Below are 17,860 nucleotides of genomic sequence, written 5' to 3' on the forward strand. Positions count from 1 at the left end.
AAAGACTATTGCGACTTGGGCGCAGCTTTGGCCGCAGGGTCGGCGGCGTTGGGCGCGACCGGCGGCGGGACCATCACCGTTGGCAGGGCGACCGTCACGTCCACGCGGCGGTTCTTCGCCTGACCTTCAGGATCGTCGCTGCCGTCCTCCCGAACATTGGGCGCAACCGGCCGGCCTTCGCCAATGGCGATGAGGGTGATGCGGTCCTTGGCCACGCCCTTTTCGACCAGATAGTCGCGCACCAGTTCCGCCCGCTTGGCTGAGGCGACCTTGTTGTCGCCATCGGCCCCGCGCGAATCGCTATGACCACGCAAGGTTATGGGGCCGCCCGCCTTCATCGCCGGTGTGGCGATCAGCGCGTCAAGCGCCTGCCGGGCCGCGTCATCCAACTTCATCGGCGTTTCGCCAAAGCCGATCACAGCCTGCGCCGGCTCGATCTTGGGCGGCTCTTCGGGCTCGGCCACTTCGGGACGCAGGATGGATCGCTGCGGTTCTGCGGCATTGGCGCTTTCATTGGCACCCGCCATCACCGAAACCGCATTGTCGGCATCGTCGACCGCAACATTGGTCCCATTGGCTGGATCATTCGCCTCGGGCGGCTGACAGGCACATAATGCGCCCAGCAGCAGGAGGGCTGGAGCCAGTTTCGTCATTCATCCTCTCCTTTCGGCTTCGGCTTGGACGGCGGCACATAGGTCAGAATGGTGTCGCCCGGTTGCGGCGTCGGCCGTGACGCATGGGTGAAGAAGCGCAGCGCGCCGCTTTTCCGCAGCAGCAGCAGCATGTCACCGCCTTCGGACAAGGACGCTTTCGCCGCATCGAAATCGAACTGCTCGCTGATGCGCGTCTTGCGGAAGGTCCAGCCCTGCTCCTCGCGCTGGATGATGTCCTCCACGCCATGCCCGGCGGAAAACAGCGCACGGCCGCGCAGCGATTCGGGCAAGGCGCGCGGGTCCTCGTCATTGCTGGCGTCGCCCAGTTGATACACATTGTCCCGGCCGATCTCAGGCGCAAACTCGGTACAGACAAGCGCGTTATAGGCTTCATTGTCAGTCGTCGCGGCCAGCACCTGGAACTGGGCGAGGTCCAGGCGCTCGTCGGTCGCCTCCGACAATATCTCGCCATGATAGGTCGGAATGCCGGCATGACGCGCGGGGGACAGACGCTGCCAGCTATTGTCCGCGATCGTCACCGGCACCTCCAGCTGCCGCAACTGCGTCGCCAATTCCAAGCTGAACGGTGTTGCGCCGACGATCAGCAGGCCGCGCTCGGCCCCGCCCGTCACCTTGAGCAATCGCGCCACCGGGCGGATCGAAAAGCCGTGGAACAGGATCGTCGCTACCACCACCGCAAAGGACAGGGTCACCAGGATCGACCCGTCACTATAGCCCAACCGGTCCAGCCGCAGCGCGAACAGGCCGGAAATGGCAACCGCCACGATACCGCGCGGCGCGATCCACGCCACCAGCAACCGCTCGTTCCAGGGCACCTTGGTAAAGGCCAGGCTGATCAGCACCGTCGCAGGTCGCACCAGGAACATCAGCACCAACAAGAAGGCCAGAAAACGCCATTCGAACTGGCGCAGCGCCTCGAAATCCAGGGAGGCGGACAGGATGACGAACACGCCCGATATGAGCAGGACAGTGACATTTTCTTTGAACGGCTGAATATCGCGCAGCGAATCGAGCCGCATATTGGCCAGCGCCACGCCCATCACCGTAACTGCCAGCAGTCCGGTTTCCTGCTGGATTGCGTTGGACAGGACAAACACGCCAATTACCGCGACCAGCAGAACAGGCGCCTTTAGATATTCAGGCACATGGCCACGCGGGAATGCCCATCCCAAAGCCTTCGCCGCCAGCCAGCCGATCAGGCCCGCAACCACCGCCGCCGCGACGAGCGCAAAGATCACCGAGGCGAGCGAGCCTCCTTCACCTGCGCGCCGCAGATATTCATAGGTCACGACGCCGAGTAGCGCGCCGACCGGATCGTTGACGATCGCTTCCCATTTCAGGATTGCGCGCGGTCGCGCCGCGACGTTGGACTGGCGCAGCAGTGGCAGGACGACCGTCGGCCCTGTCACCACCAAAATGCCGGCAAACAATATCGCGACCGGCCAGACCAGACCCGCGACATAAAAACAGGCGACCGCGCCCAATATCCATCCGATCGGCGCGCCCAACAGTACCAGCCGCGTAACCGCGCCATCGGTTTTGCGCAATTCGCGGAAATTGAGGCTCAATCCCCCTTCGAACAGGATCAACGCGACGGCCACCGACACCATCGGTTCCAGCAGTTCGCCAAACACATGTTCGGGATTGATAAGATGCAGCACCGGCCCGCTGATGACACCGGCCGCCAGCATCAGCGCGATGGCGGGCCAACCAGTGCGCCAGGCAATCCATTGCGCGCCGATGCCGAAAATTCCGATCAACGCAATGGATAGGGCCTGGTCATGCATGAGGCGGAGCATAGTCAGAGTGGATCGCCGTCGTCACCCCCGATATTTTCGTTCGGGAAGGGAACCAATTTTTTGCTTTAGATACACGAAAGGGCGGCTTCCTTCCGGAAACCGCCCAATCTTAAGGTAGGTCGTCGATAGTTTACTGAGGTGGCTGGGCCGGATCAGCGGGCTGCATCGGAGCGGCGCCGGGACTTGCCGGGGCAGCGGGCGCGGCAGGAGCCGACGCCTGGATACGTTGTTGAAGCGCCGGATCGGCTGCTGCGGCCTGCCCGATCTGGTTGAATTTTTCGGGCGGAAGACCGGACGACTGCACCACAGCCAACATTTTAGGCTGCTTGTCCGCCGCCGAAATTGTGCTGTCCTGCTGAATTTTCGTGACTTCGACAGCCGCCGCAGCAAATTGCTTGATCTCGGCATCCGTGAAGTTGCTGGCCCCTGCAGCCGGTGCAGGGGTCGCCGCTGGCGCTGCCGGCTCTGCGGGGGCGGCCGGACTCATCTGCGCATAGAGCGGGGTGGTGGCCAGGAAGGCAGCCGAAACAAGGCCAACCTTAGTCAAACGGGATTCAATCAGACCCTTCATCTTCGATCTCCTGCGTCGTGTTACCCAAACAAAATGGGCAGCCCGTGCAGAAGTGGGAAGACCTTATTGGATGAATCGAGCCATCTGATAGACGACTGGCCGGTTCCATTCGCCCGACCCGTTTTTAATCACGGGCTGTCGGCGATCAATAATTGAGTAGGCCGGCGAATTTCTCCGCCGGCCGTCTCTATTCTCACCAGATCTTCACCCGATTTTCGGGCGACAGATAGATTTTCCCATTAGGTGCCGGCTTGAACGCGTCATACCAGGCGTCGAAATTGCGCACGATGTCAGTGCGATATTGCGACGGCGCGTGCGGATCGGTCACCAGCCGCTGGCGCAGATTGGCTTCACGATAATTGCGCCGCCATACCTGTGCCCAGCCAAGGAAGAAGCGCTGATCGCCGGTCATGCCGTCGATCACAGGCGCCTTTTTGCCACCCAGCGAGGCATGATAGGCGTCAAGCGCGACCGCCAGGCCGCCCAGATCGCCAATATTCTCGCCGAGCGTGAACGCGCCCTTCACATGCGCGCCTGGGAACGGTTCATAGGCGTCATATTGTTTGACCAGCTTGTCGGTCAGCGCCTTGAAATTGGCGACATCCTGATCGGTCCACCACTGGTTGAGCTTGCCAGTTTCATCATATTTCGCGCCCTGATCATCGAAATGATGGCTGAGCTCATGGCCGATGACCGCGCCAATGCCACCATAATTGACAGCCGGGTCCGCCTTGGGATCAAAGAAGGGCGGTTGCAGGATGGCAGCCGGGAAGACGATCTCCACCATGCCGAAATTGGCATAGGCATTGATCTCCATCGGCGTCATGCCCCATTCCCAGCGATAGATGGGCTTGCCGAGCTTGCCGATATTATAGTCGAACTCGAACGCGTTGGACCGCATCGCATTGCCCAGCAGGTCGTCGCGCTTGATCTCAAGCCCGGTATAATCGCGCCATTTGTCGGGATAGCCGATCTTGGGCGTGAAGGCGGCCAGCTTCTTGTGCGCACGCGCCTTGGCCGTGTCGCTCATCCAGGGCAGCGCGTCGATGCGGCGGCCCATGGCGGCAAGTATGTTCTTGACGAGGTCGTCCATCGCCGCCTTGGTTTCGGGCGGAAAATATTTGGCGACGTAGATTTTGCCGACTTCCTCGCCCAGTGATTCCTTGAGGAAGGTGACGCCGCGCTTCCAGCGTTCCTCGCGCTCGGGCGTGCCCGACAGGGTGGTGCCATAGAAGGCAAAGTCCGCGTCAGCGACGGTGTCCGGCAGATAATCAGCATAGGCATGCAGGCTGGACAGAAGCAGCCCGTCCTTGAGCACCTGCATCGGTGCCTTGGCGATCAGTGCCGCTTCGCCGGTGATGGCGCTGGGCTGCGCGACCAGCAGGCTCGCGGGCTCAAGATTGTTCGCCGCATAATAGCTCGCGAAATCGAAGCCGGGCGCCGCCTGCTCCAGTTGCGCCAGCGTCATCTTGTTATAGGTCTTGTCGGCGTCGCGACTGTCGATCTGGGTCCAATGGACCTTGGCGATTTCCGTCTCGAACGCCATGAGCGCGGCGGCGCGCGCCTTGGCGTCGCTCTGGCCGGCCAGGGTCAGCATCTTTTCCAGATGCGCGACATAGGCGGTGCGGATCGCGGCCATCTTCTCACTCTGGTCGAGATAATAGTCGCGATCGGGCAGGCCCAGCCCCCCCTGCATCATCGAGAGGATATAGGTTTCGGGGTCCTTGTCATCCTGCCCGACATAGAAGCGGAACGGGCCGCGAATGCCGGCGCGCGCTGCTTTCGCCGCGACCTTGGCATAGGCTGCGCGATCCTTCACCGCCGAGATTTCGGCAAGCCAGGGCTTGATCGGCGCCATGCCCTTCGCCTCGACCGCGGCCTTGTCCATATAGGCGGCATAGGCGTTGCCGATCTTGCTGTTGGGATCGGTCTGCGCGCTTTCCAATATGCCCTTGGTCCGCTCGCGCGACAGGTCATCCAGAATATTGAAGGCGCCATAATTGGACTTGTCAGCCGGTATCGGCGTGTTCTTCGCCCAGGTGCCATTGGCATAATCATAGAAATCGTCGCCCGGCTTCACGGACATATCCATGCCGCTTTCGTCAAAGCCATAGCTGCCATAAGTCGGCTTCGCGGTGGTGGACGATGCCGTGGCCGGCGTCGCGGGTTGATCGGCATGGGCCGCAGTCGCGGGCTGATCGGCATGGGCCGCAGTCGCGGCCAGGGCGAGCGCGCTGACGGCGGCCCCCAGAATGAATTTGGTCATCAAAGCGTCCCTTGCTTGGCATAGACTGGGCGCGCCTGTGGCACACCCGGCATGAGCGGGACTTGAACGCCCGTGCAACAGGCTTGTCCATGTCGTTGGTCGAAAATTATGGCAGGTTGATGTGCCGAGCAAAGGCGTGCGCCAGCGCGTCCGGGGTCATTTCGGCCAGCATCGGCAATCGGCCCAGCGCCGGCACCTTGGCCAGCGCGGGAATGATCCGCTCATTTTCGGCATGTTCGTCGCCAATGAAGGCAATGCCTGCGATCGGCACGTCGCGGGCGCGCAACGCCTCGATGCTGAGCAGACTGTGGTTGATGGCGCCAAGCGCGGTGCGCGCGCACAGGATGACCGGTTGGCCCCAATGGGCAAACAGGTCGATCATCAGCATCGTCTCGCTGATCGGCACCATCAGCCCGCCTGCCCCCTCGACCACCAGTGGCCCATCGACGCGCGGCAGTGCCAGCCGGTCGAGCCGGATGTCGACCCCGTCGATCCGTGCGGCCAAATGTGGGGAGGCGGGCGTGGCGAGGCGATAGGCTTCGGGCAAGATGCGCTCGGCAGGCAGGCCGGACAGGGCGGCGACTGTTTCCTTGTCCCCTTCCGGATCGACGCCGGCCTGGATCGGCTTCCAGTAACAGGCGCCCAGCGCGCCGGCCAGCCCAGCGGCGAACACCGTCTTGCCGATGCCGGTATCCGTTCCCGTGACGACAAAAACGGTCATCGCATCTGGCCCCGCAATACATCCCCCAGCGCCAGCACATCGTTGCGACCGACATTGAGGCTAAGCGAAATGCGCAATCGGCTGGTGCCCGCCGGCACCGTGGGCGGGCGAATGCCGCGGACGTCGAATCCGGCTTCCTGCAAGGCGGCGGCCGTCGCCATGGTGCGGGCGTCATCTTCAAGAATGACCGGGATGATCTGGCTGCGGGGGCGCGGCAGGCCGAGCGGCGCGCAAATCGCTTCGGCGGCATCCTGGCGCAGCGTGGAAAGCCGGTCGCGGCGATTGTCCGCTGCCTCGATCCGGTCAAGCGCGGCGGCGGCGGCGACCGCCATCAGTGGCGAAGGCGCGGTCGAATAAATGAAGGGCCGGGCGCGATTGACCAAATAGTCGATCAGGATGCGCGGGCCACAGATCAGTGCGCCCTCCGCCCCCATCGCCTTGCCGCAAGTGTGGAGCGTCACCACATTGTGCAGCCCGTCCAGCCCCGCCGACAGCCCCCGGCCCGATGGGCCGAACACGCCGGTGCCATGCGCTTCATCCAGTAGCAGCATCGCCTCATGCCGGGCGGCGAGCTTGGCCAAGTCGGCCAGCGGCGCCATGTCGCCGTCCATCGAATAAAGCGTTTCCACCGCGATCCACACCCGGCCCTTGCCCCCTTCTGCGCGGAAGGCGGCGATCAGGTCGGCAAAGCTCTGCACATCATTATGGCGCGCGAACACCGCGCTCGCCTTGCTCATGCGGATGCCGTCATGGACGCTGGCATGCACCAGTTCGTCCGCCACGATCAGGTCGCCGCGCTGCGGCAGGGCGGACAGGAGCGTCAGATTGGCCACATAGCCATTGGCCAGGAACAAGGAAGCCTGGGTACGGAAAAAGTCAGCCGCCTTCGCCTCCAGCCCTTCATGTTCGGGCGCATTGCCGCGCAGCAGACGCGATCCGCCCGACCCCAGCGGCACGCCGCGCGCGACCGCATCGGCCACGGCCTGCGCGATCATCGGATCGCCAGCCAGGCCAAGATAATCGTTGGACGCAAAATCGCGCCCGGCGCGGGGTGAAAGCCGGCGCAGGCGCCCGCGCTGTTCCAGCGCGGCAAGCTGGGACCGGAAGGGTTCGGCAGTCATGGCGCGGGCTATAGGCGCGCCCGGAAAGGGGGGCAAGCAAGCCGCTGCGCAGATGCAGCAAGGGTGCGCGTCCTGCCATAAAAACGTGCCGGCCCCGTCAGTGCAAGGGGCCGGCACATTCAGCAAATACCGGCGATTGCCAGTCAGCCTATCCGATCATCCCCCATGCGCCAGCGCCGCGAGCAGCAGCAGCGCGACGATGTTGGTAATCTTGATCATAGGGTTGACCGCCGGGCCAGCGGTGTCCTTGTAGGGATCGCCCACCGTGTCGCCGGTCACTGCGGCCAGATGAGCGAAGCTGCCTTTGCCGCCATGATTGCCATCCTCGATATATTTCTTGGCATTGTCCCATGCGCCGCCACCCGACGTCATCGACAAGGCGACAAACAGCCCTGACACGATCACCCCGAGCAACAGCGCGCCCAGCGCGGCAAAGCCATTGGCAATGCCCGCCACCGCCGCGATCGCGAAATAGACGACGATCGGGGCCAGCACCGGCAGCAGAGACGGCACGATCATCTCGCGGATGGCGGCGCGTGTGACCAAGTCCACGGTGCGCGCATAGTTGGGCCGCGATTCGCCACGCAATATGCCATGGTCGGTGGCGAACTGGTGGCGCACATCCTTCACCACATGGCCCGCCGCGCGGCCGACGGCGGTCATCCCCATCGCGCCAAACAGATAGGGCATCAATGCGCCCAGCAGCAGCCCGACGATCACATAGGGATTGGACAGGCTGAAATCGACCGGCGCGGTCAGGCCCAGCGCTGAATTATAAAATTTCAGATCTTCGGTATAGGCGCCGAACAGCACCAGCGCGGCAAGCCCGGCGGACCCGATCGCATAGCCCTTCGTCACCGCCTTGGTCGTGTTGCCGACTGCGTCCAGCGCGTCGGTCCTCACCCGCACCGTTTCGTCCATATGGCTCATTTCGGCGATGCCACCGGCATTGTCGGTGACAGGGCCATAGGCGTCGAGCGCCACCACCATACCCGCCAGCGCCAGCATCGCGGTCGCGGCAAAGGCAATGCCGATGAGGCCCGCCGCCTGATAGGCCAGGATGATGCCGACGACGATCACCAGGGTCGGCAGCGCGGTCGCCTCCAGGCTGACCGCCAGCCCCTGAATGACATTGGTGCCGTGGCCGGTTTCCGACGCCCTGGCGATGGATCGGACCGGGCGGTAATTGGTGCCGGTATAATATTCGGTGATCCACACGATCAGCGCGGTGACGCCCAGCCCGACCATCATCGACCAGAACAGCGCCATGCCGCTATAACCGCCCACGCCATCCAGATCGGCGCCGAACACCGTAGTCATATCGCCCAGCACCCAGTTGGTCGCCAGGTAAATAGCCGGAATCGATAGGATGGCGGTGGTCCAGAAGCCCTTGTAGAGCGCGCCCATGATCGACTGGGACCGTCCCAGCCGCACCATATAGGTGCCAATGATCGACGTGATGATGCACAGCCCCCCGACGATGAGCGGCAGGCCCATCAGCTTCATGAGGAAGCCATTGTCCACGCCCGTCACCAGCAGCGCGGTCAGGACCATGGTCGCGCCAACGGTGACGACATAGGTTTCGAACAGGTCGGCCGCCATGCCGGCGCAATCGCCCACATTGTCGCCGACATTGTCCGCGATGACGGCGGGGTTGCGTGGATCATCCTCGGGAATGCCCGCTTCCACCTTGCCCACCAGGTCCGCGCCGACATCGGCCGCCTTGGTGAAGATGCCGCCGCCCAACCGCGCGAAGATGGAAATGAGCGACGCGCCAAAGGCCAGCGCGACCAGCGAATCAATGACCAACCGGTCGTCGGGCGCATGGCCCGCCGGCCCGGTCAGGAACCAGAAAAAGCCGCTGATCGCCAGCAGCGCCAGGCCCGCCACCAGCATGCCGGTGATCGCACCCGCGCGAAAGGCGACGGTCAGGCCGCTCTGCAAGGACGTACGCGCCGCTTCGGCGGTGCGGACATTGGCGCGCACCGAAATGGTCATGCCGATGAAACCGGCCGCGCCAGACAGGATCGCGCCGATCAGAAATCCGATGGCGGACGTCAGCCCAAGAAACAGCGCGACCAGCACCGCGACAACGATGCCGACAACAGCAATGGTGCTATATTGCCGCCCCAGATAGGCCTTCGCTCCTTCCTGTATCGCGCCGGCGATCGCCTGCATCGTGGCGTCTCCCGGTGACGCGGCCAGCACCTGCCGCGCGGTGAAAAGGCCGTAGAGCACGGCCAACAGGCCGCATCCTATGGCGATAAAGACTATCTCCATGCTTGATCCTCTCCCCCTGTTGTTGCTGTCATCGGCCGCTCCGCAGGGAATGACGGGCGAACGAAGGGCGCAAGGGCGGGCGGCCGGACGAAACGGGTTCGGCGTCGGGCTCCGCGTCAATCAGCATCGGGCGTCACGCATGGCACGTGCCTTCCAACGGGCTGAGGAATAGGCGGCGATCAAGCTACAGGCGCGATGGCGCGCGTCAAGATGGACGGGAAGAAGGGCGCAGGCGAAACTGCCGTATCAGGGTTCAGGCGCAATCGGGTCTTCCCGCACGCTCGTCTCACCGGTCGCCATATCGACCTGATGCTTGGTAAATAGCGCAAAGCCTGCGCCAAAGAGTGGCAGCAACACAAGGATAGCCCGGAAAAGCGCGACCCCACGCCGGCGCAGATGACCGCGTCGGCAGCTTCAAACGGACCATTGACCTGAGTTAGGTCAATGTTCCCATCCTAGCCGTCCAGGCAGAGGCACCGCCGCGCCGTCGATCATCAGCGTCAGGCCTGCGCCGGCCGACACATAGCCGATGGGAATGGCGCGCACAGGAGGCGTAGCGCCACGCGGCAGGGCGAAGAGCAGTTCATAGTCATCGCCCGCTCGTGCGGCCGCAATCTGGACGGCAGTGCTCGCCCCGCGCGCTTTTTCGAGCGCCAGCGACAGCGGGACATGATCGATGGTAATGGCGACATCGCTGGCCTGCGCCATACGCGCCGCGTCGATCAGCAGACCGTCCGACAGGTCCATCATCGCGGTTGCAAACGGGGCGAGCAATGTCCCTTCGGCCAGACGCGGGCGGGGCCGGCGATAGGCGTCGACCAGCGGTCCGGACGCGGTTGGATCAGAGCGGGCCAATTCAAGGCCAATGCCCGCATCGCCGACCGGCCCTGTTACGAAAAGACGATCACCAGCCTGCGCGCCGGAGCGACTGGGCGTGGCACCTGTCGCTTCACCCATGGCCGTAAGGCTGTAACTGCGCGCCGATCCCGCCGGCATCCTGACCGTATCACCCCCCAGCAGCGGCATGGCGTGGCGGTCCAGCGCATCGTGCAGCCCATCCAGAAAGGCTGCGTCCCATGCCGCATCGCCCGACAGCGCATAATTGAGCATACAGCCCACCGGCCGCGCGCCCTTGGCCGCGAGGTCCGACAGATTGACCGCCGCCAGTTTCCAGCCGATATCGGCGGGCGGATCGGCGGGTAGATAATGCACGCCCTCCACGATCGTGTCGCTGGTGAGGACAAGGCGCGAGTCGCCCACGGGCAACACAGCCACGTCATCGAATAAACCGCGCGCGCCGTCATGAACGATACGACTTCGTAACATTTTCAGGAATGCATATTCATCGGACATGGCCTCGCTTTCTAAGGCATGGGCGCGGACAAGACCATGGCGGAAAGGGCGAGCGGGGGATGCGCTGGATGGAGGCTTTCAAACTGTTGGTGGCAGCGTTGTGAAGCGTGACGATAATGACGCCCTTCCCTGGACCAAGCGGACCCTTGTCCCCAGGATGCGTGCTCCTGATCATCGATCACCGGCCCGAATTACTCGCAAAGCTGCAAATCCTCGCCTCACCCGGTTGCTTATATTTCGTCGCTGGACGGCGACCGGTGTTATGATGGAGTTGGCGCTGTTTCTTGGTCCTTTCGCCTCAGCGGGCGGCGCGGCGATGGCCTGGAGCGTTGCCCGAAGGAACCCTGCCCCCTGTGGGCTCGCCCAAGGCTGAGGCAAACCGTTGGTCGCAAGCGATGAAACTGATGGACGGCAGCGGCGTTTGTCACGATAATGTCATGTTTCGGGCAGTCGCCCTTTTCTGGAATGTTATCTCTGTGCCGCCTTACGTTTATGCTGTCAGCAATTTCTGGAAGGACCGTCTGGCGGACGGACCGCGTCCGGCCGAATTGCCATCGCTCAACCATCTGCTCGGCAATTTGTCGCTGCCGTTCGACCTCAAACGAACGCAGGCGCAGGCTGCTGCGCTGGCGGGTCGGATCAGGGGCGACGGGCGGCATGTGCTGCTGATCCCCGGCCTGATGGCTTCGGAACGGCGCATGGGATGGCTGCGCGATATTTTGACCGCTGGCGGCTATCAGGCGCATGACTGGGGCATGGGCCGCAATATGGGGCCGCGCCCTGACAGCCTGGAGCAGATCGACCGCCGCGTTGATGCGATCCGCGAGGAAACCGGTGCGCCGGTGACGCTGGTGGGCTGGAGTCTGGGCGGTCTTTACGCGCGGGAATATGCCAAGTTCGCGACGGAAAAGGTCGGCGGCGTGGTGACGATGGGTACGCCTTTTTCAGGGGATCCGCGCGCCAATCATGCCTGGCGACTCTATCAGCTGGTGTCGGGCTTCCCTGTCGATCGCCCGCCTTTCCCCTGTAAGCGTGAAGACAAGCCGCCTGTCCCCACGGTCGCTTTATGGTCCCGTCGCGATGGAGTGATCCTGCCTGAATGCGCCAGGGGACGCGCAGGGGAACGGGACGCCGCAATTGAGGTCGATTGCACCCATATGGGCTTCGCGGCCTCGCCCGAAGGCATATTGGCCGTCGCCAGGGCACTGGAAACGACGCGCGGCTGAGGCGGCGTCATCGGCGAGAGCCGTAAGCTACTCCATCATTACCCGGCCAGTCGCGCCAATGCCTGATCCCTGCCGATCAGCGGCAAAAATTGCGCCATGTCCGGGCCATGGTCGAGGCCCGTGAGGGCGCGGCGCAGCGGCAGGAAGAGCGTCTTGCCCTTGCGGCCGGTTTCGTCTTTGAGCGCACCGGTCAGCGTCCGCCAGATGTCCGCGTCAAAGGGCGCATCGGTCAGGATGCGATGGGCCGTGGCCAGGAAATCTCGATCGCCCTCTTCCACTTCGGGGGCGTCAATCGGTCCGGTGACGATCCGCCACCAGTCGGCCGCCCCCGCCACCGTTTCGAGATTGGGCCGGATCGCGTCCCACGCCGCCGCATCCATGCCGTCCGGAAGGCGATCGGCCACTGCCGCATAGGAAAACTGATGCACGATTTTCTGGTTGAGGGCCGCCAGTTCGCCCTCGTCGAAGCGCGCCGGCGCGCGGCCGAAATGCGCGAAGTCGAAACTTTCGATCAGCGGTTGCATGTCGGCAAAGGGCTCGATCGGCTGAGAGGAACCGAGCCGAGCCAGCAACGCCGCGATCGCGATGGGCTCCAGGCCCATCTCGCGAAAATGGGCGACGCCCAGCGAGCCAAGGCGCTTCGACAGTTTACCTTCGCTGCCGGTCAGCAACGCTTCATGCGCGAAATGCGGTAGCGGCGCGCCTAGCGCTGCAAACATCTGAATCTGGGTCGCGGTGTTGGACACATGGTCCTCGCCGCGCAGGACATGGGTGACTCCCATGTCGATATCGTCGATCACCGACGGCAGCATATAGAGCCAAGACCCATCGGCACGGCGGATCACCGGATCGGACAGGAGTTTCGGGTCAAAACGCTGTTCGCCGCGAATGAGGTCGGTCCAGACGATCGGCTGATCATGGTCCAGCTTGAAACGCCAGTGGGGCGCGCGCGCTTCGGCTTCACTGGCGGCGATCTGCTCAGGCGTCAGCGCCAGCGCAGCGCGATCATAGACCGGCGGCAGGCCGCGCCCCAGCAATATCTTGCGGCGCAGGTCCAGTTCCTGGCTCGTTTCATAGGCCGGATAGACATGGCCGGAGGCCTTGAGCGCCTCAAACCGGGCCTCATAAAGGGCGAAACGATCGGATTGTTTCTCCACGCCGTCCCAGTGAAGTCCGAGCCATTGCAAATCAGCCCTGATCGCATCGGCATATTCGGCGCGCGAGCGTTCAAGATCGGTGTCGTCGAGGCGCAGCAGGAACGTGCCGCCGGACTTGCGCGCCCACAGCCAGTTGTGGAGCGCGGCCCGGATGTTGCCGACATGGAGGTTGCCGGTGGGCGACGGGGCGAAGCGGGTGATGACGGTCATGGGCTTTCTGCCGCCTTAGATGGTGCGGAACGCATTGGTGATGGGGTAGCGGCGATCGCGGCCGAAATTGCGGATGCCCAGCTTGACACCGGGCGGCGCCTGGCGACGCTTATATTCAGCGACGTAGAGCAGACGCTCGATCCGGGCGACCGTCTCTTTTTCAAAACCGCGCGCGACCAGATCATCGACCGACAATTCCTCCTCGACCAGGCCATAGAGAATGGGGTCGAGAATCTCATAGGGCGGAAGGCTGTCGTCATCACGCTGGTCGGCGCGCAATTCGGCGCTGGGCGGCTTGGTAATGACGCGCTCGGGCATGACGGGGCCTGCCGGTCCCATGCCCGCCCCAAGCGAAGGGACATGGGCGTTGCGCCAGCGGCTAAGGTCGAACACCGTCGTCTTGTAGGCGTCCTTGAGAACCGAATAGCCGCCGGCCATGTCGCCATAGATGGTCGCATAGCCGACCGACATCTCGCTCTTGTTGCCGGTGGTGAGCAGCATGTGCCCGCACTTGTTGGACAGGGCCATGAGGGTCACGCCGCGGATGCGGGACTGGAGATTTTCTTCGGTCAGGTCGGGCGCGCGCCCGTCAAAGACCGGCCCCAGCATGGCATCGAACGCGCCCACTGCCGGCTCGATCGGGATGATATCGTAGCGCACGCCCAGCAAGCGCGCACATGCGACGGCGTCGTCCAGACTGTCCTGACTGGTGAAGCGCGAGGGCATCATTACGCACCAGACGCGGTCCGCGCCCAGTGCATCGACCGCGACGGCGGCGGACAGCGCCGAGTCGATTCCGCCGGACAGGCCCAGCACTATGCCAGGAAAACGGTTGCGGTTCACATAATCGCGCAGCCCCAGCACCATGGCGTTGTAGATATCCGCCGGACGCGGATCGAGTTCATGCCTGTCGCCGGGCAGGCAGACCCATTGGCCATCCCACTTCTCCCACTGGGTCAGAACAAGCGCCTCTTCCCAGTCGGGCAGCTGCTGCGCGATGGAAAGATCGGCATTCATGACGAAGGACGCGCCATCGAACACCAGCTCATCCTGTCCGCCCACTCGGTTGAGATAGGCGAGCGGCAGGCCGGTTTCGCGCACCCTCGTGCCGGCGACCGCGTTCAGTCGACGATCGTCCTTGTCGACTTCGAACGGGCTGCCATTGGGGCTGATCAGGATTTCCGCGCCTTCGCTGCGCAGATGTGCGGTGACGAAGGGGAACCAGATATCCTCGCAAATCGGCACGCCGATCTTCACCCCGCGAAAATCGATGGGCGCGGGCAGCGGTCCGGGCGCGAAGAGCCGCTTTTCATCGAACGTGCCGTAATTGGGAAGCTCCCGCTTGGCGCGCACCGTCGTGACGGCGCCATTGTCGAGCAGGGCGACGACATTGAAGAGCACACCCTGGGCGGCAACCACCGTGCCCACCAGCATGGCCGGGCCGCCATCGGCGGTTTCCTGCGCCATCCGGTCGAGCTGATAATCGGCCTGCGTGACCAGAGCGGGTTTCAGCACCAGATCCTCGGGCGGATAACCGATCAGCTGCAACTCGGGAAAGACGATCAGGTCAGCCCCCTTCGCCCGCGCGCGCCATTCCAGCATGGCGTCGGCGTTAGCCTTGAGGTCGCCCACGGACTGGGTCATCTGCGCAAGCGCGATCACGAGTTTGTCGGTCATGGCGCGCGCCCTAGTGCATTTTACCCAAAGGCGCAAAAGCGCCTTTCCACCACAGGCTCCCCCCGCTAAAGGGGCCGCGTCTCGCGCAGCGTCATCATTTCGTCACGTCATCTAAAGTCTGGGGGTTTTGGCCATGAAGCTCATGACCGGCAATTCCAACAAGCCGCTTGCGGCCGCCATCGCCGATTATATCGAAATCCCCCTGACCGACGCCAGCGTTCGCCGCTTCGCCGATGAAGAGGTTTTTGTCGAAATCCACGAGAATGTACGCGGCGAGGACGTGTTCGTCATCCAGTCGACCGCCTATCCGACCAACGACAATCTGATGGAATTGCTGATCATGATCGATGCGCTGAAACGCGCGTCGGCCAAGCGCATCACGGCGGTCGTGCCCTATTTCGGCTATGCCCGGCAGGATCGCAAACCCGGTCCCCGCACCCCGATCAGCGCCAAACTGGTCGCCAACCTCATCACCACGGCGGGCGCCAATCGTGTTCTGTCGGTCGATTTGCACGCCGGGCAGATCCAGGGCTTTTTCGACATTCCGACCGACAATCTGTTCGGCGCGCCGGTCATGTCGGCCGACATCCAGGCCCGGTTCGCTGACCGCAATATCACCGTCGTGTCGCCGGACGTCGGCGGCGTGGTGCGCGCCCGGGCGCTGGCCAAGCGACTGGACAATGCCCCGCTCGCCATCGTCGACAAGCGGCGCGAGCGCGCGGGCGAATCGGAAGTCATGAACATCATCGGCGACGTGAAGGGCCGGTTCTGCATCCTGATCGACGATATCGTCGATTCGGCCGGCACGCTGTGCAATGCGGCCGCGGCGTTGAAGGCCGAAGGGGCAGAAGATGTCATCGCCTATGTCAGCCACGGCGTATTGTCGGGCGGCGCAGTCGCGCGGGTCGAGGCGTCGGAACTGCTGGAACTGGTCATTACCGATTCGATCCAGGGCACGGACGCGGTGAACACCGCAACGCATATCCGCCACCTGCCCATCGCGCCGCTGCTGGGCGAAGCCATCAAGCGCATCGCCGACGAAAGTTCGGTTTCCAGCCTGTTCGACTGAAAGGCGAATAGGCTGGCGGTCGATCCGGGGGATCGATCGACCGGACTCTTCGGTCTGCAGCCTGTTCGACGGAGGCCGTGCCGCGCGGTGGCTCAGTGCGTCGGGAACAGGATGATCGGCAGGGCAAAAACCAGTGCCAGGCCGGCGATGATTCGTTGGCCGCGCGAAACGCCGATCGGCAATTCCCGCCAGACGATCGGGCAGGCCAGCAGCGCGAAGATGATCAGCAGGTTGGAAATCGTCACCGACCCGCCGATCGGCAGGTCCTGGCGCAGCGCCAGCCCCGCGAACAAGCAGATGAAGCTCAATATCCAGCCAATCAGCGCCATGCAGTCCCCCTAGGCCATGCACTTCCTTGCAGACCCCGAGGGTAGGACGGCGGGGTTTCGATAAACTTAATCGCCGCCACCCTGAAGCGGCGCCCAGGGATCGAAACTGCCAAAGCTCCAGACATTGCCTTCGGGGTCGAGGGCTGTGTAGCCGCGCCCGGGATAGCCAGGATTGTCATGCGGTTCATCGACCACGACCGCGCCCTCATTGCGGGCGTGCAGGCAATGCGCATCGACGTCCTCCACGACCATGTAGACACAAGCGGTGGTGCCGCCCAGATCGCGAACGGTGGACCACGTATAGAGCGATTCGCTCTCCCCATCCCTGACACTGCCCAGCATCAGCATCCCTTCGCCCAATGTCAGTTGCGCATGATGAATGATGCTGTTGTCCAGATCATCGGCATAGATGACATGACGTTCAAACCCGAAGGCATCGCACAAAAAGGCGATAGCGGCAGGCGCATCGGCATAGCGCAGGCATGGAATGACGGGGGAACCGGGCATTGTCCTCTCCTTGCGATCGTCGCAGGAGGGTAGCGTAAAGCGGGATCAACAGCTAGGCATGCCGCCATGACGACCCGCGACGACCTGGCCCTCGCCAACCGCCTTGCCGATGCCGCCGGAGAAGCGATTCGTCCCTTCTTCCGCGCCCGCTATGACATGGAAATCAAGGCGGACAAGTCGCCGGTGACGGAGGCCGACCGCGCCGCCGAGGCCGCGATCCGCGCGATATTGGAACGGGAACGCCCCGACGACGGCATCATCGGCGAGGAATATGGATCGGTTCGCGCCGATGCCGAGCGGGTCTGGATCCTCGATCCGATCGACGGCACGCGCAGCTTCATCGCCGGGCGGCCGATATTCGGCACGCTGATCGCGTTGACCCAAAGCGGCTGGCCGACGATCGGCATCATCGACCAGCCCATCGCACGCGAACGCTGGGCGGGGATGAGCGGACAATCCACCACTTTCAACGGAAAGCCGGTTCGCACGCGGGCCTGCCGCGGCCTGGAGGGCGCAGGGATCGCGACCACAAGCCCGCACCTGTTCGCCGACGGCGACGTTCCGCATTATATGGCGCTGGTCGCGGCGGTGTCGGGCGGCGCGCCACGGCAAGGGCCGGTCTATGGCGGGGATTGCTATAATTACGGCCTGCTTGCGTCCGGCTTTCTGGATATCGTCATCGAATCGGGCCTGCAAAGCTATGACTTTGCAGCGCTGGTCCCGGTGGTCGAAGGGGCTGGCGGGGTGATGTGCGACTGGAATGGCGACCCGCTGACCTCGACAAGCGAAGGGCATGTTCTGGCGCTGGGTGATCCGGCCCGGCTGGAGGATGTGCTGGAGGCCATTCATGGCGCAGGCGATGGCCATCATCACGATCACGGCTGACGTGCGGTTGCCGCA

At 63.5% G+C, this 17,860-nt stretch carries 15 protein-coding genes; 3 read left to right on the forward strand and 12 right to left on the reverse strand.

Annotated elements, in window-relative coordinates; all coding sequences use genetic code 11:
* Window positions 1–5 precede the first annotated feature (5 nt).
* The 8 genes from SKA58_RS14220 to thiL all read right to left on the reverse strand — a co-directional run bounded on the left by SKA58_RS14220 (window position 6) and on the right by thiL (window position 10,785).
* Entirely contained in the window at window positions 6–653 is a 648-nt protein-coding gene (locus tag SKA58_RS14220; protein WP_009823159.1) for an OmpA family protein, read from the reverse strand.
* Window positions 650–2,461 carry a cation:proton antiporter gene (locus tag SKA58_RS14225; RefSeq protein WP_198005975.1) on the reverse strand — a complete coding sequence of 604 codons (1,812 nt, stop codon included), beginning with the start codon at window positions 2,459–2,461 and terminating at the stop codon, window positions 650–652. The genes SKA58_RS14220 and SKA58_RS14225 overlap by 4 nt, the downstream gene beginning before the upstream one ends.
* 142 nt (window positions 2,462–2,603) lie before the next feature.
* Window positions 2,604–3,044, reverse strand: a complete 441-nt coding sequence (locus SKA58_RS14230; RefSeq protein WP_009823161.1) for a DUF4168 domain-containing protein — start codon at window positions 3,042–3,044, stop codon at window positions 2,604–2,606.
* Window positions 3,045–3,237: 193 nt separating this feature from the next.
* Window positions 3,238–5,310 (reverse strand): M13 family metallopeptidase, encoded by a 2,073-nt coding sequence (locus tag SKA58_RS14235; protein WP_009823162.1) that lies wholly within the window; start codon window positions 5,308–5,310, stop codon window positions 3,238–3,240.
* 106 nt (window positions 5,311–5,416) lie between these two features.
* On the reverse strand, window positions 5,417–6,031 hold the full coding sequence (gene bioD / locus SKA58_RS14240) for a dethiobiotin synthase (RefSeq protein WP_009823163.1): 615 nt from the start codon (window positions 6,029–6,031) through the stop codon (window positions 5,417–5,419).
* Window positions 6,028–7,152 (reverse strand): 8-amino-7-oxononanoate synthase, encoded by a 1,125-nt coding sequence (locus SKA58_RS14245; RefSeq protein WP_009823164.1) that lies wholly within the window; start codon window positions 7,150–7,152, stop codon window positions 6,028–6,030. The genes bioD and SKA58_RS14245 overlap by 4 nt, the downstream gene beginning before the upstream one ends.
* A 156-nt stretch (window positions 7,153–7,308) precedes the next feature.
* Window positions 7,309–9,432, reverse strand: coding sequence for a sodium-translocating pyrophosphatase (locus tag SKA58_RS14250; protein WP_009823165.1), 2,124 nt, complete (start codon window positions 9,430–9,432; stop codon window positions 7,309–7,311).
* Window positions 9,433–9,873: 441 nt separating this feature from the next.
* Window positions 9,874–10,785 carry a thiamine-phosphate kinase gene (gene thiL, locus SKA58_RS14255; protein ID WP_009823167.1) on the reverse strand — a complete coding sequence of 304 codons (912 nt, stop codon included), beginning with the start codon at window positions 10,783–10,785 and terminating at the stop codon, window positions 9,874–9,876.
* A gap of 476 nt (window positions 10,786–11,261) precedes the next feature.
* Here thiL and SKA58_RS14260 point away from each other — a divergent pair, with 476 nt between their 5' ends.
* Window positions 11,262–12,011 (forward strand): alpha/beta fold hydrolase, encoded by a 750-nt coding sequence (locus SKA58_RS14260; protein WP_037543671.1) that lies wholly within the window; start codon window positions 11,262–11,264, stop codon window positions 12,009–12,011.
* Window positions 12,012–12,049: 38 nt separating this feature from the next.
* On the opposite strand, the gene gltX is transcribed toward SKA58_RS14260, so the two are convergent.
* Together gltX and SKA58_RS14270 are read right to left on the reverse strand one after the other, a co-directional pair.
* Window positions 12,050–13,378: a glutamate--tRNA ligase gene (gltX, locus tag SKA58_RS14265; protein WP_009823169.1), complete on the reverse strand. Its 1,329-nt coding sequence runs from the start codon at window positions 13,376–13,378 to the stop codon at window positions 12,050–12,052.
* A 15-nt stretch (window positions 13,379–13,393) separates the two neighbouring features.
* Window positions 13,394–15,055, reverse strand: a complete 1,662-nt coding sequence (locus SKA58_RS14270) for an NAD+ synthase (RefSeq protein ID WP_009823170.1) — start codon at window positions 15,053–15,055, stop codon at window positions 13,394–13,396.
* A 133-nt stretch (window positions 15,056–15,188) separates the two neighbouring features.
* Between SKA58_RS14270 and SKA58_RS14275 the strand changes: the two genes are divergently transcribed.
* Window positions 15,189–16,124: a ribose-phosphate pyrophosphokinase gene (locus SKA58_RS14275; RefSeq protein ID WP_009823171.1), complete on the forward strand. Its 936-nt coding sequence runs from the start codon at window positions 15,189–15,191 to the stop codon at window positions 16,122–16,124.
* Between the two features lie 92 nt (window positions 16,125–16,216).
* Here SKA58_RS14275 and SKA58_RS14280 read toward each other — a convergent pair whose 3' ends face one another.
* On the reverse strand, window positions 16,217–16,453 hold the full coding sequence (locus SKA58_RS14280; RefSeq protein WP_009823172.1) for a hypothetical protein: 237 nt from the start codon (window positions 16,451–16,453) through the stop codon (window positions 16,217–16,219).
* A 66-nt stretch (window positions 16,454–16,519) separates the two neighbouring features.
* A complete protein-coding gene (locus SKA58_RS14285; protein WP_009823173.1) occupies window positions 16,520–16,960 on the reverse strand; it encodes a VOC family protein in 441 nt (146 codons plus the stop codon).
* 66 nt (window positions 16,961–17,026) lie between these two features.
* On the opposite strand from SKA58_RS14285, the gene SKA58_RS14290 reads away from it, so the two are divergent.
* Complete coding sequence (locus SKA58_RS14290) at window positions 17,027–17,845, forward strand: inositol monophosphatase family protein (protein ID WP_009823174.1); 819 nt, start codon at window positions 17,027–17,029, stop codon at window positions 17,843–17,845.
* The last annotated feature ends 15 nt before the right edge of the window (window positions 17,846–17,860 follow it).

This window comes from Sphingomonas sp. SKA58 (genome assembly GCF_000153545.1).
Classification (GTDB): domain Bacteria; phylum Pseudomonadota; class Alphaproteobacteria; order Sphingomonadales; family Sphingomonadaceae; genus Sphingobium; species Sphingobium soli.

What these genes read in the sequence shown, in the direction of transcription:
- SKA58_RS14220 (WP_009823159.1), bottom strand. Translation starts at nt 653, where the DNA reads ATGACGAAACTGGCTCCAGCCCTCCTGCTGCTGGGCGCATTATGTGCC.
- SKA58_RS14225 (WP_198005975.1), bottom strand. Translation starts at nt 2,461, where the DNA reads ATGCATGACCAGGCCCTATCCATTGCGTTGATCGGAATTTTCGGCATC.
- SKA58_RS14230 (WP_009823161.1), bottom strand. Translation starts at nt 3,044, where the DNA reads ATGAAGGGTCTGATTGAATCCCGTTTGACTAAGGTTGGCCTTGTTTCG.
- SKA58_RS14235 (WP_009823162.1), bottom strand. Translation starts at nt 5,310, where the DNA reads ATGACCAAATTCATTCTGGGGGCCGCCGTCAGCGCGCTCGCCCTGGCC.
- bioD (WP_009823163.1), bottom strand. Translation starts at nt 6,031, where the DNA reads ATGACCGTTTTTGTCGTCACGGGAACGGATACCGGCATCGGCAAGACG.
- SKA58_RS14245 (WP_009823164.1), bottom strand. Translation starts at nt 7,152, where the DNA reads ATGACTGCCGAACCCTTCCGGTCCCAGCTTGCCGCGCTGGAACAGCGC.
- SKA58_RS14250 (WP_009823165.1), bottom strand. Translation starts at nt 9,432, where the DNA reads ATGGAGATAGTCTTTATCGCCATAGGATGCGGCCTGTTGGCCGTGCTC.
- thiL (WP_009823167.1), bottom strand. Translation starts at nt 10,785, where the DNA reads ATGTCCGATGAATATGCATTCCTGAAAATGTTACGAAGTCGTATCGTT.
- gltX (WP_009823169.1), bottom strand. Translation starts at nt 13,378, where the DNA reads ATGACCGTCATCACCCGCTTCGCCCCGTCGCCCACCGGCAACCTCCAT.
- SKA58_RS14270 (WP_009823170.1), bottom strand. Translation starts at nt 15,055, where the DNA reads ATGACCGACAAACTCGTGATCGCGCTTGCGCAGATGACCCAGTCCGTG.
- SKA58_RS14275 (WP_009823171.1), top strand. Translation starts at nt 15,189, where the DNA reads ATGAAGCTCATGACCGGCAATTCCAACAAGCCGCTTGCGGCCGCCATC.
- SKA58_RS14280 (WP_009823172.1), bottom strand. Translation starts at nt 16,453, where the DNA reads ATGGCGCTGATTGGCTGGATATTGAGCTTCATCTGCTTGTTCGCGGGG.
- SKA58_RS14285 (WP_009823173.1), bottom strand. Translation starts at nt 16,960, where the DNA reads ATGCCCGGTTCCCCCGTCATTCCATGCCTGCGCTATGCCGATGCGCCT.
- SKA58_RS14290 (WP_009823174.1), top strand. Translation starts at nt 17,027, where the DNA reads ATGACGACCCGCGACGACCTGGCCCTCGCCAACCGCCTTGCCGATGCC.